The sequence below is a fragment of the Desulfoluna butyratoxydans genome (assembly GCF_900699765.1).
Classification (GTDB): Bacteria; Desulfobacterota; Desulfobacteria; order Desulfobacterales; family Desulfolunaceae; genus Desulfoluna; species Desulfoluna butyratoxydans.
In genome coordinates this window covers 157,546-170,960 of the sequence record NZ_CAADHO010000011.1, presented here as the reverse complement: position 1 = coordinate 170,960, position 13,415 = coordinate 157,546, and the positions used below count along the sequence as shown (strand labels likewise).

At 62.0% G+C, this 13,415-nt stretch carries 9 protein-coding genes; 6 read left to right on the top strand and 3 right to left on the bottom strand.

The genetic code is table 11. From position 1 onward, the window contains the following. The first annotated feature begins 41 nt into the window (after nt 1-41). From MSL71_RS22770 to MSL71_RS22745, 6 genes are all read left to right on the top strand, one after another. Nucleotides 42-1,433, top strand: a complete 1,392-nt coding sequence (locus MSL71_RS22770) for an ABC transporter substrate-binding protein (RefSeq protein WP_180145444.1) — start codon at nt 42-44, stop codon at nt 1,431-1,433. Beyond that, on the top strand, nt 1,430-3,430 hold the full coding sequence (locus MSL71_RS22765; RefSeq protein WP_180145436.1) for an ATP-binding protein: 2,001 nt from the start codon (nt 1,430-1,432) through the stop codon (nt 3,428-3,430). The genes MSL71_RS22770 and MSL71_RS22765 overlap by 4 nt, the downstream gene beginning before the upstream one ends. Continuing rightward, nucleotides 3,427-4,791 carry a sigma-54-dependent transcriptional regulator gene (locus MSL71_RS22760; RefSeq protein WP_180145432.1) on the top strand — a complete coding sequence of 455 codons (1,365 nt, stop codon included), beginning with the start codon at nt 3,427-3,429 and terminating at the stop codon, nt 4,789-4,791. The genes MSL71_RS22765 and MSL71_RS22760 overlap by 4 nt, the downstream gene beginning before the upstream one ends. A 345-nt stretch (nt 4,792-5,136) precedes the next feature. Then, a complete protein-coding gene (locus MSL71_RS22755) occupies nt 5,137-6,090 on the top strand; it encodes a tripartite tricarboxylate transporter substrate binding protein (protein WP_180145429.1) in 954 nt (317 codons plus the stop codon). A gap of 6 nt (nt 6,091-6,096) precedes the next feature. After that, complete coding sequence (locus tag MSL71_RS22750) at nt 6,097-6,549, top strand: tripartite tricarboxylate transporter TctB family protein (RefSeq protein WP_180145426.1); 453 nt, start codon at nt 6,097-6,099, stop codon at nt 6,547-6,549. 88 nt (nt 6,550-6,637) lie between these two features. Next, nucleotides 6,638-8,137: a tripartite tricarboxylate transporter permease gene (locus tag MSL71_RS22745; protein ID WP_180145423.1), complete on the top strand. Its 1,500-nt coding sequence runs from the start codon at nt 6,638-6,640 to the stop codon at nt 8,135-8,137. A gap of 1,237 nt (nt 8,138-9,374) precedes the next feature. Here MSL71_RS22745 and MSL71_RS22740 read toward each other — a convergent pair. The 3 genes from MSL71_RS22740 to MSL71_RS22730 form a co-directional block, all read right to left on the bottom strand. After that, on the bottom strand, nt 9,375-10,376 hold the full coding sequence (locus tag MSL71_RS22740) for an aldo/keto reductase (RefSeq protein WP_180145419.1): 1,002 nt from the start codon (nt 10,374-10,376) through the stop codon (nt 9,375-9,377). 3 nt (nt 10,377-10,379) lie between these two features. Then, nucleotides 10,380-10,814, bottom strand: coding sequence for a tetratricopeptide repeat protein (locus MSL71_RS22735; RefSeq protein ID WP_180145416.1), 435 nt, complete (start codon nt 10,812-10,814; stop codon nt 10,380-10,382). A 61-nt stretch (nt 10,815-10,875) separates the two neighbouring features. After that, on the bottom strand, nt 10,876-13,077 hold the full coding sequence (locus MSL71_RS22730) for a PBP1A family penicillin-binding protein (protein WP_180145413.1): 2,202 nt from the start codon (nt 13,075-13,077) through the stop codon (nt 10,876-10,878). Nucleotides 13,078-13,415: the final 338 nt, after the last annotated feature.

Sequence of the window (13,415 nt, the reverse complement as noted above, 5' to 3'; positions counted from 1 at the left end):
GCGCGCGTGTTATGGATTATTCAGTTAGAAGGGAAGCGTTGATGTCTTGTTCCGGTTGTTCATCTCCTGAATCCGGTTGCGGTGTGGCCCACCCATCCATCATGCGGCGGTTTTGCGCGGCGCGTGCGCTTCTCTGCGCCGTGATCCTGTGTTTTGCCGCCGACGCCTCGGCTGCCGAGGCGCCGAAGCGCTACCTTGATATCATCACCTCCTTTCCCCCGGAGTTCTACGCGCCCTTTATCGCTGCCTTTTCACAAAAATACCCGGACATCCAGGTGATGACCCGCAACAAAAAGACCACCTCCGCCCTGGTGGACATCCGCCGGGACAACCCCCACCGGTTCGATGTGTTCTGGTCTTCGTCCACTGACGCTTTTGCCATCCTCAAGGCCGAGGGGCGCCTTCAGCCCGTGCCCGGGGGCAGGCGTCACCCTGCCCTTTCCATTGACGGCATCCCCATCGACGACCCGGACGGCTATGTCATGGGCTTTGCCCTCTCCGGCGTGGGCTGGATGTGGAACCCGGCTTACTTAAGACGGGAAGGTATCCCCGTACCCAAGCACTGGGAAGATCTGGCAGCCCCCGTGTATTACGGACACCTTGCCATGTCCACGCCGTCACGCTCGGGCACCACCCATCTTATTGTGGAGAGCCTTCTCCAGGAGCTGGGGTGGGAGAAGGGCTGGGCCATGCTGCTGCGCATGGCCGGAAACCTGCGCACCGTCTCTGCCCGGAGCTTCAGCGTGCCCGAAGGGCTGATCAACGAGCGTTTCGGCGTGGGCCTCGGCATCGATTTTCTGGGCCAGTCCCGCAGGGAACTCAGGTTTCGCTACGGCACCCCGGTGTTTCTCGTGCCCGCGGGCATCGGCATGCTCACCGGGGGATGCAACCCGAAAGAAGCCGATCTTTTCATTGATTTTATCCTCTCCCCCGAAGGCCAGGAGATCCTTCGGCAGCCCACGGTCTGCCGCTTGCCTGTCTCCCGGGAGGTCCACGCCCGCTCCACCGGCGAGGCCCCGGAGCTGCTGACCCTTATTCGAAGCAACCAGGCCAAGCCCTACGACGCAGACCTTTCCCGGTGCCGCTATCACCTGGTGAACCGGCTCTTTGACCGGATGATCACCTACCGGCTCACGGAGCGCCGCTCCCTGTGGAAACGCTACCTTGCCCTGGAGCGTCGATGGGATGCAGAGGAAGGCCTTCCCATGAAAGAGGAGCTGGCGAGCCTGCTCTGCGAGGTGCCGGTCTCCGACGCCCAGAGCAGAAACCATGATTTTGCGGCCCAGTTTGCCCATGCCGCTCGGGGGACCGCCCCCACGGAGATGGAGCGCGCCGAGACAGATCGTTGGGACGCCTTTCTCTCCAAGCGCCTGGACCGCGCCCGGGCCATTCTCACAAAGGCGGAGTCCGAACTCATCAGGAGCAGGCCATGAAAATAAGGGGTGTGATGTTGTTCCCCGTGCGTTACGGGATCTGGTCCCGGCTTCTCATCGCCTTCGGCATTTCAGCTGCCATTACGGTGATGGCCGCGGTTACGGCCCTCCTGGTGTTTAACCGGTCCACCACCATCCTCAACGGCTTTGCCGACGAGCACCTCCCGGAGCTGGTGCAGGTGGCCGAACTGGAAGGGGTGGGCGGAGAGATCATGGCCATGGCCCCTCTTCTTCTCTCCGCACCGGACGAGACCACCCGCAACACCGTCCAGGCCGATCTTGACGAACTCGTGGCGTCAGTAAACCGTCATATCAACGCCCTGGGCATCACCTCCCCCACGATCCGGGGCGAGATCCAGGGGCTTCTTACCGATCTCACCGATAACCTGGCCGCCCTGCAGGGCGCTGTCTCCGGTCGCCTGGAGGAGGAGGCCCTTCTCGTGCGCCAGACCGAGCGGCTTCGGTGGCTCTACGCAGATCTTGTGGGGGAGCTGGATCCCCTCAATCAGGACCTTGCCTACAACCTGGACTCCGAGATCGAGCGGATGATCGGCGCCTCCCTGCGGGAAGGCCCCCGATTCTCGGCCCTGAGGCTCCGGGAGAACCGCCACACCAAGGACACCGTGGAGAAGATCGGTTCCAACGGCATCCTGCTGGTGAGCCTGATGCTCCAGGCCGCCACCGTCCAGGGGGACGCCCAGGTGGACAACCTGTCGTCTCTGTCTGCCGATGCCATGGATTTTATCCGCGTGAACCTGGCTCAGTTGCCCGCGGATTCCAGCATGCTGACCCTGCGGCAGCTCTTTACGGAGATTTTTTCCCTGGCCGAAGGGCCGGATGCCCTGTTTGCCATCAAAAAACGCATCCACCTCAAGGAGGCCGAGGGCCTGGAGATCCTGGCCGACAACCGCGCCCTGGTCCTGTCCCTCAGGAAGCGCATCGACACCCTGGTGGCCGATACCCGCCACGATGTGTTCCGGGCCGCCGCAGGCATCCGCAACACCATGGACCGGGCTCAGCGGCTGCTCATCGTGATGGTGCTGTTTAGCCTGTTCATTACCGGCGTGGTGCTCTGGTTCTATGTGCGGGGCAGCATCGTGAAGCGTCTCGATGCCCTGGGCCGAAGCATGCGCGCCGTTGCTGCAGGGAACCTGGATTACGGGGTGCCCGAGGCCGGGGACGACGAGATCGGGGAGATGGCCGAGGCCCTGCGGGTGTTCAAGGAGACGGCCGAGGAGCGGCGCAAGGCCCAGAACGAGCTGGTGCAGGCCGGGAAGATGGCGGCCCTGGGGCAGCTCACCGCCGGTATCTCCCACGAACTCAACCAGCCGTTGTCCGCCATACGCTACTACCTGCACAACGCCCGGCTGCTCCTTGAGCGGGGCCGCATGGAGACCCACACCGAGAACCTGTCCCGCATCGGGGATCTTGTGGAGCGCATGGCCTCCATGATCAGCCATCTCAAGACCTTTGCCCGCTGGCCTTCGGAGGCTAAAGCCCCGGTGGCCGTGGTTCCGGTCATTGATCATGCCCTCTCCCTTTTTGCGGGAAAGATCAAGGCCGGGGGAATCTGCGTGACCTCTCCGGACCCGGACCTTTCCGTGCGGGTGTGCGCCGAAGAGATCCGCCTGGAGCAGGTGCTCATCAACCTGATCAGCAACGCCGTGGACGCGGTGATGGAGGTGCCCCAGGAGAGTCGGCATCTTGTGATAGGGGTGGACGGCAACAGCCGGGAGGTGGTGATCAGCGTGACAGACAGCGGGCCGGGCATTCCCGATGACGCCATGGGTTCCATCTTCGATCCTTTTTACACCACCAAGGAGGTGGGCAAGGGACTTGGGCTGGGCCTTTCCATCTCTTACAATATCGTCAAGGATTTCGACGGGACCTTAAAGGCCCACACGCCCCACGAGGGCGGCACACGGTTTTCCCTTTCCCTGCCCGGGGTCCACGGGGCCCCTGGGGCACACACAACAGAAGAGAGAGACGCATCATGAGAGTTCCCTTAGGTGAAATTTTCCTGGTGGACGATGAGGAGGAGATCCGCATCGCCAGCAGCCAGACCTTTGAACTGGAAGGGTACGCCGTCAGGACCTTTGCCTCGGCGGCAGAGGTCCTTCCCCATATCGACCCGGACTGGCTTGGGGTGGTGATCACCGACGTGAAAATGCCGGGCATGGACGGGCTGGAGCTCCTTGCCGCCATCCGGGAGATGGCCCCGGACCTTCCCGTGGTGATCCAGACGGGCCACGGCGACGTGCCCATGGCCCTTTCCGCCATAAAGGCCGGTGCCTACGATTTCATCGAAAAGCCGGTCCCCCCGGAGTACCTCATTGATGTGGCCAACCGGGCCCTGGAGTCCCGGCGCCTCAGCCTGGAGAACCGTTCCCTGAAAAAACGCCTGGCGTCGGAGGCGGACATCGGCTCGCGCATCATCGGCGAGTCCCAGGCGGCCTCGGGGCTCAGGCGCACCATCGGATCCCTCTCCCTCATCGACGTGGATGTCCTTCTCATTGGAGAGACCGGCGTGGGCAAGGAGCTTGCCGCCCACTGCCTCCACGACCTGGGCAACCGCAAAGCCGGAAAGTTTGTCCCCTTAAACTGCGGGGCCATTCCCCCCAACCTGGTGGAGAGCGAGCTTTTCGGGCACGAGCGCGGGGCCTTTACCAGCGCCTCCACCCGGCGCATCGGAAAAATCGAGCAGGCCCACGGCGGCACCCTTTTTCTCGACGAGATCGAGTCCATGCCCCTGTCCGTTCAGGTGAAGGTGCTCAGGGCCCTGCAGGAGCGGACCATCGAGCGTGTGGGGGGCGATCGACTGATTTCCGTGGACTTTCGGGTCATCGCCGCCACCAAGGTGAACCTGCGGGACGCCGTGACCCAAGGGGCCTTCCGCGAAGACCTCTTCTACCGGCTTAACGTGGCCCGGGTGCCTATCCCTCCGCTTCGGGAGCGCACCGGCGATGCTCGGCTGCTTCTTCAGTGGTTCCTCATGAAGATGGCGGATCGGTTTCACACGGCCCCGCCTTCCCTTGATTCTTCTGTGCTGGAGCGCCTCGAAGCCTACGACTGGCCCGGCAACGTCCGGGAACTGCGCAACGTGGCCCAGCAGCTGGTCCTGGGGCTGCCCCTGGACCTGGCCGAGCCCCGGAGCCTCGACACCTCCACACCGGATGCGGTAGCACCCGACGGCCCATCAGGCACCGGGCTGGACGAGCAGGTGAACCGCTATGAGAAACAGCTCATCGAAGAGGCCCTTGCCCGCAACGGCGGCAGCATGACCCGCACCGCCAACGACCTGGACATTCCGCGAAAGCGGCTCTACCTGCGCATGCAAAAATTCGACATCCGGAAGTGATGTTTTCCGGGGGTGGGGTTTCCCGCCCCCGGAGCACTGCCTGTGGGTCAATTCCATCCCCTGTGGGTCGATTTTGACCCATCCCCTTCCCCCTTCCCTTTTCCCACCTTGAAAAGATAGCGAGTCATTTCAACGGCAGGTTCGGTCTTACCGGCTTTGGCACGGCATTTGCTATTTATTATGCCAGGAATAACCCCGGAGCGTTGAGGATGACGCCTCCGGCACCCGGGCGGGTGACGCCCTGCAGGGCACCCCATGAAGGATCGGCGGGAACCGTTCGACCCTTTTTTTGTGCCGTGCAGACCCATCTGCCCCATAGAGAAACATCAACCTTAGGAGAACCTGATGCGTAAAGTGATGACCCTCGTCCTGGCGTTGAGCCTGGCTCTTTCACTCTCTTTTTCCACCGCCTTTGCGAAGGAGTACCCCTCCAAGCCCATCAAGATCATCGTGCCGTCCAAAGCCGGAGGGTCCACGGACACCGGCGCCCGCCTCTTTATCAAGGCGGCCAAGAAGTACTGGCCCGATGCCAAGTTCGTCATTAAAAACGTTCCCGGGTCCGGCGGCCAGAAAGGCTTTGAAGAGATCGCCAAGGCACGCAAAGACGGTCACACCATCGGCATGATCTTCACCACCCAGGTGGTGGCCCACGTGGTGGCCAAGCGCGCCCGCTACACCCTGGACAGCTTCCACGTCATGGGCAACGTCATGCAGGACCCGCTCATCGTGGCGGTTCCCAAGGACAGCCCCATCAAGGACATGGGCGCCTTCATCAAGGAAGCCAAGGCCCGTGCCCTCACCACCGCGGTCAACGGCATCGGCTCCGATGACTTCATCGCCGCCAAGAAGCTGGAGCGCCAGACCGGCGTGACCTTCAACCTCCTGCCCACCAAGGGCTCCACCGAGCAGAAAGCCATGATCCTGGGCGGCCACGTGGACGCCAGCGTCATGAACCTCTCCCAGCTCCAGGCCCAGCACAAGGCAGGCACCGCACGCATCATCGCCATTCTGGATGAGAACCGCTCCGAGATCCTTCCCAATGTGAAAACCGCCGCCGAACAGGGTTTCCCCGTCAACATGACCGCCACCCGCGGGTTTGTTGCTCCGGCCGGTGTGAAAAAAGAGATCCTGGCCAAGCTCGACGATCTCCTGGCCAAGGTGCAGAAGGACGAAGAGTTCATCGCCGAGTGCACCAAAGATGTCTTCTTCCTGCTGCCCATGAACGGTGTGGATTACCTTTCCTACCTCACCGATCTGCAGGCCGAAACCCAGACCTTCTACGATAAGAACCCATGGTGATAACACATGACAAAACGTGTCGCTGAGTTGCTCATTCTCGGGGGCTTCATGCTCCTGGCCCTGCTGCTCTACCGCAGCACCGCCGCCTACCCCGAGGCTGTACAGGGGTCGACGGCCATGTATGTTCGATTCCTTGCTGTCTCCTTAGGGGTGCTGTGCGCCGTGGAAGTGGGGATGTGGCTCAAGTCACGGGAGCAGGAGATCAGTGAGAAGCTGAACATTACCGCAGCACCGATTCGGTTCTGGGGCCTTCTCGCGGAGCTGGTGGTCTACACCTTGCTCCTGGAGCCTTTGGGCTTCTACCTGGCATCCCTTATCTTCTTACCCGTGGCCATGGTGACCCAGGGGGCGAAAAAGCCGCTGACCATCGGAACGACCACCGCAGGGGTCCTGCTGTTCGTCTTTCTGGTGTTTGAAAAGCTGCTGGCCGTACCCCTGCCCGAGAGACTCTGGTTTTAAGCACGACGGGCCTCCACACCACGTGTGATCCGGTTGCAACACACACCACAGACCGGATCACACGGAGGCCCTACAAAGGACATCACTTATGATCGTTGAATCGTTAATTGCCCTCACAAACCCCTACTCCCTTCTGGCGGTCTTCATCGGAACCGTCTCCGGGGTGCTGGTGGGAGGCATGCCCGGGCTCACCGCCACCATGGCCGTGGCCCTTCTCATCCCCGTCACCTTTGCCCTGGAGCCCCTCACGGGCCTGCTCCTCATGGGCGGGGTCTACTGCGGTGCCATGTACGGCGGTTCCATCCCCGCCATCCTGCTGCGGACACCCGGTACCCCGGCGGCTGTTGCCACGGCCATGGAAGGCTACCCCATGACCCAGAAGGGCAAAGGGGGCCTTGCCCTGAAGGTGTCGGTGATCTCAAGCTTTGTGGGGGGAACCTTCTCCGCCTTTGTGCTGCTGCTTGTGGCGCCCATCCTTGCCAAGTTCGCCTTGAGCTTCGGGCCCCCTGAGTATTTCCTGCTGGCCCTGGTGGGCCTGGCGGGCATCGTCTCCATGGCCGACGATGAAAGCAGCCTGGTCAAGGCGCTGATCTCCGGTCTCATCGGGTTGATCCTGGCCGTGGTGGGCACCGATCCCATGTCCGGGATGCTGCGCTACACCATGAACAACCCGGACCTGTTCGACGGCATCGCCTTCATGCCCGCCCTCATCGGCCTCTTCTCCATCTCCCAGATGCTGGAACTCACCGGCTCCGGGAGCATCGTGGCCGATACCAGCGTCATCACCAAAATTAAGAGAGAGCCCATGCCCAAAGGCCTGGGCAAGTACATCGGCACCGGCTCCCTGGTGGGCACCATCGTGGGGATCCTCCCCGGCGAAGGGGCCACCATCGCCGCCTTTCTCTCGTACAACGTGGCCCGCCAGCGCTCCGAGAAAAAAGAGCTCTTCGGCAAGGGCAACCCCGAGGGCATCGCCGCTGCCGAGGCAGGCAACAACGGGTGCGTGGGCGGCTCCCTTATCCCCACCCTCACCCTGGGTATTCCCGGCAACAGTGTTGCCGCAGCCCTTTTGGGCGGGTTGCTGGTCCACGGCCTTATCCCCGGACCGGAGCTGTTCACCAAGTACGGGGTCATGACCTACGCCTTTATCCTCTCCCTCTTTCTGGCCAACGTGGTCTTCCTGATCATGGGCCTGCTCATGGCACCCCACTTTGCCAGGATCTCCCTGACCCCCACCGGGCTTCTCATCCCCGTGGTCTGTCTCTTTTCGGTCCTGGGCTCCTACGCCATGAACAACAGCATCTTCGATATCTACGTGGCCCTGGCCTGCGGTATCGTGGCCGTGGTGCTCCACAAGACCGGGTTCTCCCTGGGCGCCCTCATCCTGGGCCTCATCCTCGGCCCCATCGCCGAGAGCGGCTTTGCCCAGGCCCTCATCATGGGCCACGGAGACTACCGCATCTTCTTTAACCGGCCCCAGGCCATGGCCCTCTGGTTCCTCATCATCCTGCTGCTGGTTCCCCCCGCCTACCAGGCCGTGAAACGGCATCGGGAGAAAAAAGAAGCCGATACCCTGCAACCGGTTTAAACGAAACATCCGGTGGCGCATGGCCACCTTGAAAAAGTATATGCCGCAGCGCGTTGCCCCGGAAAATGAGGGGCAATGGGCTGCGGCATTTTTTTGGGACGGATTTTGGGGTGGGGCGATGGGGCGTGTTACGTCGGGCGGTGCAGCTTGCGAGATTGGTCGGTGAATTGTCGGGTGTTCTGTGTGTGCCGAAAAGCGGTCAAGATTTCGATATGTAGGGGTTTTTGAAGTAGGCTGGTGGTTCGCGTTACGCCAGGCGGTGCGGGGGCCGCACCCTACAGCCTGCGAAACCGCTCGGTGAATTGTCGGGTGTGCTGTGTGTGCCGAAAAGCGGTCAACATGTCGATATGTAAGGGTTTTTTGAAGTAGGCCGGTGGTCCGCGTTACGCCGGGCGGTGCGGGGGCCGCACCCTACAGCCTGCGAAACCGGTCGGTGAATTGTCGGGTGTTCTGTGTGTGTCGAAAAGCGGTCAAGATAGCGATATGTATGGGCTTTTGAGGTAGGCCGGTGGTCCGCGTTACGCCGGGCGGTGCGGGGGCCGCACCCTACAGCCCGCGAAACTGGTCGGTGAATTGTAGGGTGCGCCGTGCGCACCGAAAAGCGCTCAAGATGTCGATATGTATGTGCTTTTGAAGTGGGCTGGTGGTTCGCGTTACGCCGGGCGGTGCGGGGGCCGCACCCTACAGCCCGCGAAACTGGTCGGTGAATTGTCGGGTGTGCCGTGCGTGCCGAAAAGCGGTCAAGATATCGATATGTATGTGCTTTTGAAGTGGGCTGGTGGTCTGCGTTACGCCAGGCGGTGCGGGGGCCGCACCCTACAGCCTGCGAAACCGGTCGGTGAATTGTCGGGTGCGCCGTGCGTGCCGAAAGGCGGTCAAAGTATCGATATATAAGGGCTTTTGAAGTGGGTCTGTGGTCCGCGTTACGCCAGGTGGTGCGGGGGCCGCACCCTACAGCCTGCGAAACTGGTCGGTGAATTGTCGGGTGCGCCGTGCGTGCCGAAAAGCGGTCAAGATATCGATATGGATCGGGTTTTGAGAGACGGACTGGTGGTCCGCGTTACGCCAGGCGGTGCGGGGGCCGCACCCTACAGCCTGCGAAACCGGTCGGTGAATTGTAGGGTGCGCCGTGCGCACCGTAAAACGTTCAAGGTCCCGATATGGAAGGGTTTTTGAGGTGAGTCGGTGGCCCGCATTCCGCCAGGGGCAGCACGCAGGCCACCCCCCAGGAAAAAAATCAATTCCAAGCCAGGCTTTTCCGAAAAGCCCAATAGGCCTCCGGGGACTCGGCCAAGGGAGAAAGGGCCTCTTCGGCTTCTGCGTCCCAGGCCACGTCAAGGGCGGTGAGGTTGGAGGCAAGGTGTTCGGTGGTGGATGCGCCGCTCAGGACCACGTGGGCCCACGGTTTGGAAAGGATCCAGGCCATGGCCAGGGCGTCCATGGTGCAGGAGAGACGCTCAGCCTGGGCTGTGAGTGTCTTGCTTACGGGGGCAAAATCCGGGTGGGTGTTGCGCCCGGTGAGCCTGCCGTTGGCAAGGGCCTCTTTGATGATGATCCCCATGCCCGCGTCGGCTGCTTCGGCAAGGGCGGTCTGGGCCGATGGTTCCAGGAGATTGCAGGTGGCCTGCACCGCGTCAAAGAGGGGCACGCCGTCAAAGGTGACGGTACGGGCCGTCTCCAGGGTCTGGGCCTGCATGGGGCCGCTCAAGGAGAGTCCCATAAGCACCCCTTGTGTCTGCTTGACTTCAAAGAGGCGGGCCAGGAGCCGGGTGTCGGTGAGGACCCCGCTTTCCAGGGTGGCGGAGTGGATCTGGTAGAGGTCGAGGTGGGAGCCTAAAAGGGCCTGCGTCTCCTCCCACTGGGACGAGAAGTGATCCAGGGTGTGTTCCTTGATCTCGTGGTGATCTGCGGTGACCTGCCAGTCCGCGGTGTAGCGGTACCCCCACTTGGAGCCCACGGCGGTGCCGCCTGACGGGATCTTGCGTGTGGCAAGCCAGGAACTCAAAAAGAGTTCGGCCTTGCCGTAGGAACGCGCCGCGTCCATATATCGGATACCGTGCTCCCAGGCCGCGTCCAGCACGGCGTGGGCGTTGGCTTCCATGTTCACCACGTCGGTGCGGCCTTCAAGGTCTGCGCCATGGCCCAGGTTGATGTACCCGGGCCGCCCCAGAGCCGCCATGCCCAGCCCCATGGGCGAGACAAGGCAGCCTGTGTTCCCCAACGGCCTCAGTTTCATCATGGCTTATTCTCCAATTTTTTTTCTATTGATGCGCCTCTTCTGGTCCCTGGCCTGCCCGGCCCAGTAGCGGTCCCGCCTCAGGTAGATCTCCGCCAGCTTGTTGAACCGCTCGGCCTGACCGTAGTTCCCCTTTGCCATCCAGGCTTCGGCCAGATAGTAGTAGCCGGGACCGTCCGACGGGTTGATGCCCACGGCCTTTTCCAGAAGCCTCAATGCGCCGTCCACGTCTCCTTTTTCAAGGCGCTCGTAGCCTTTGGCCGTGAGGCTGTGGGAGGCCATGGTGCGGGAATCGCTGTACCCCCGGCTTTTGTCCGGCGGGGCAATGAGCTCCGGTGCAGGCAGGGATCCGTCCGGGGCTCCTCCCGGAAGCGTGGCACAGCCGGATCCGATGATGGCAAGAAGAAATACCAGGAAAAACGTCTTTGCATTCAATGACATGGAACCATCTCTTTCATGCGTTGGTTAAAGATTTGTGCGGTGGGCCTATTCCGCCTTACGATCATTTGAAAAGCCCTTTGACTCCCCTGCCCATGCGCTCCCACAGGGAGGCCTTGCTGTGGATGGGGCAGGTCTCGTCCGGGGTGTTGGACTCCAGAAAGTATTCTTCATAAACGTCCGGGCACTTGAGCCCGGCGGCCCGCTTGCCACTCTCCCGGCACACCTTGAGTTTCACCACGTCCGGGGGCGGGACAAAGCCGTTGCCAGAAATGTACCCGGGAAGGGCCGACACCAGCTCCGCCCAGATGGGCAGGGCCGCGGTGGCGCCGGTGGCGTAAATGGGGTCGTTGTTGTCAAACCCCACCCAGACCAGAGCCAGGAGATCGGGGGTGTAGCCCACGAACCAGGCGTCCCGGTAGTTGTTGGTGGTGCCGGTCTTGGCAGCCACGGGAAAATCGATGCCGTAACGCGCCAGGGAGCGCCCGGTTCCGCTCTTGGCGGCACCTTCCAGCATGGAGGTGATGAGGAAGGCCTCCCCCGGAGAGAGGACCGAGTCGATCTGCATGTGGCGTCCCACCAGGAGCTCGTCTCTTTCATCCACCACGTCTTTGAGGGACAGGGGAAACGGCTGGATGCCGTCTGAGGCGAACACGGCGTAGGCCCGGGCCAGGTCCATGGGAACAACCTCCGAGGCGCCCAGCACCATGGAGGGCCAGGGGGCCACGGGGGTGGAAAAGTGAAAGGCCTCCAGCCTGTCCACGGCATGCTCCAGGCCGCCGCGCATCAGCATGTCCACAGCAGCCCGGTTGCTGGACTTGCGCAGCATATCCCGCACGGAGAGCTGTTTTTCCGGCTCTTCGCTGAAGTTTTTCGGGGTCCAGATCTTGCCGTCCACCTCGTAGTCGGTTTTTTCGTTGGAGAGCAGGTCCGCAGGTGTGAACTTGTCCAGGAGCACCGAGGCCACCACGGGCTTGAAGCAGCTCCCGGACTGCCGCCTGGCACGGGTGGCGCGGTTGAACTGGCTGATTCGGTAATTCCGCCCTCCCACCATGGCCAGGATGTTGCCCGTGCGGGGCTGGATCACCACCACGGCGCCCTGGAGCCGCTTGGCGGGGTCGTTGCGCCGGAGCTTGGGGTTGTTGTTTTCCAGACGTTCGAGGCCACGCTTCAGGGCTCGCTCTGCGGCCTTCTGCACCTGGGTGTCCAGGGTGGTGTAAATGGAGAAACCCAGGCTGGTGAGGCTGGTGGCAGGGTAGAGTTCCCGGAGCTGGGACGACACGTAGTCGAGGAAGTACGGTGCTTTCTGGCTGTAGGCCTCGTACCCTGCCACGGTGATGGGCTCGGCCGATGCAGCGTCGCGCTCCTCTTCGGTGATCCAGCCGTTTTTCTGCATGGAGGACAGCACCACGTTGCGTCGCTTGCGGCTTCGCTCCAGGTCCTTGTAGGGAGAGTAGAGGTTGGGCCCCTTGATGAGCCCTGCGATGGTGGCGGATTCAGCCAGGGTGAGATCCTGCACCCGCTTGTTGAAGTAGAACCGTGCCGCCTCCCCTGCCCCGTTCACCGAGGCAGACCCCTTCTGCCCGAAGTAGATCTCGTTCAGATAGATGCCAAGGATCTCTTCCTTGTCGTACTTGAGTTCGATGGCAAAGGAGATGAAGAGCTCGTTGAGCTTGCGGGTGAAGGTGCGCTCCGGGGTGAGAAAATAGTTCTTGGCCAGCTGCTGGGTCAGGGTGGACCCGCCCTGACGGATGGAGCCGTGCTTGAGGTTGGTGTAGACAGCCCGCAGGATGCCCCGGGGGTCCACGCCGTAGTGGGTATAGAACCGGGCGTCTTCCGCTGCCATCACCGCATGCTGAAGGCTTGCGGGGATCTCGTCGATGGGAACCACCTGGCGGATTTCTCTCTCCTTGCCGAAGTAGCGCATGAGCACTTCGGGCTCCAGCTCCAGGATGGGGAGATCCTGGCCCGAGTCCCTGCGGGCCATGGAGTGAATGGTCCCCTTCTTAAAGGTGAGGACCGCCGGAAACCCGTAGCGTACCTTGCCCGGCAGGGTGAGGTCGTTGAGGTAGATTTCGAGGCCGTCGTCCGTGGGGCGGTAATACCCCTTACTGGCGGGGGCACCCGAGGATTCGCGGTAGCCGATGCCGATGAGTTTTTCGCGGAGGGAGGGCCAGTGGATCTTTCGGCCGGGGTAAAGCAGGGTGGTGTCCGAGTAGATGACCGAGGGAATCTGCCATCGCCTCCCGGAGAATCGCTTTTCCACCCGACCCGTCAAATGCCAACAATAAAGTGAAGCGATCAAAAACCCTGAAATACCAGCCACCAGGGCAATCTTGATCAGTCTTTTTATCCAGAGAATCATACAACCAAGCCTGAGTCATGAAGGAACACCCGCAGAGACGGCAAGGCCCTCAGGGGCCCGGCCCCGTACGGGAGACGGTGGGCCTGAACCTGCCGCACAGGCAATCCCTGCACCGGCCGTAACACCCGGCGCTGAGGTTATTTCCGGCCGCGTGACGGTTCAAGACCCGTTCTTGAATGCAGGTATCATAATCGAAGCTTGGACGAATGAACAGGGCCGAGTTTCCCCGGCCCGGTAAC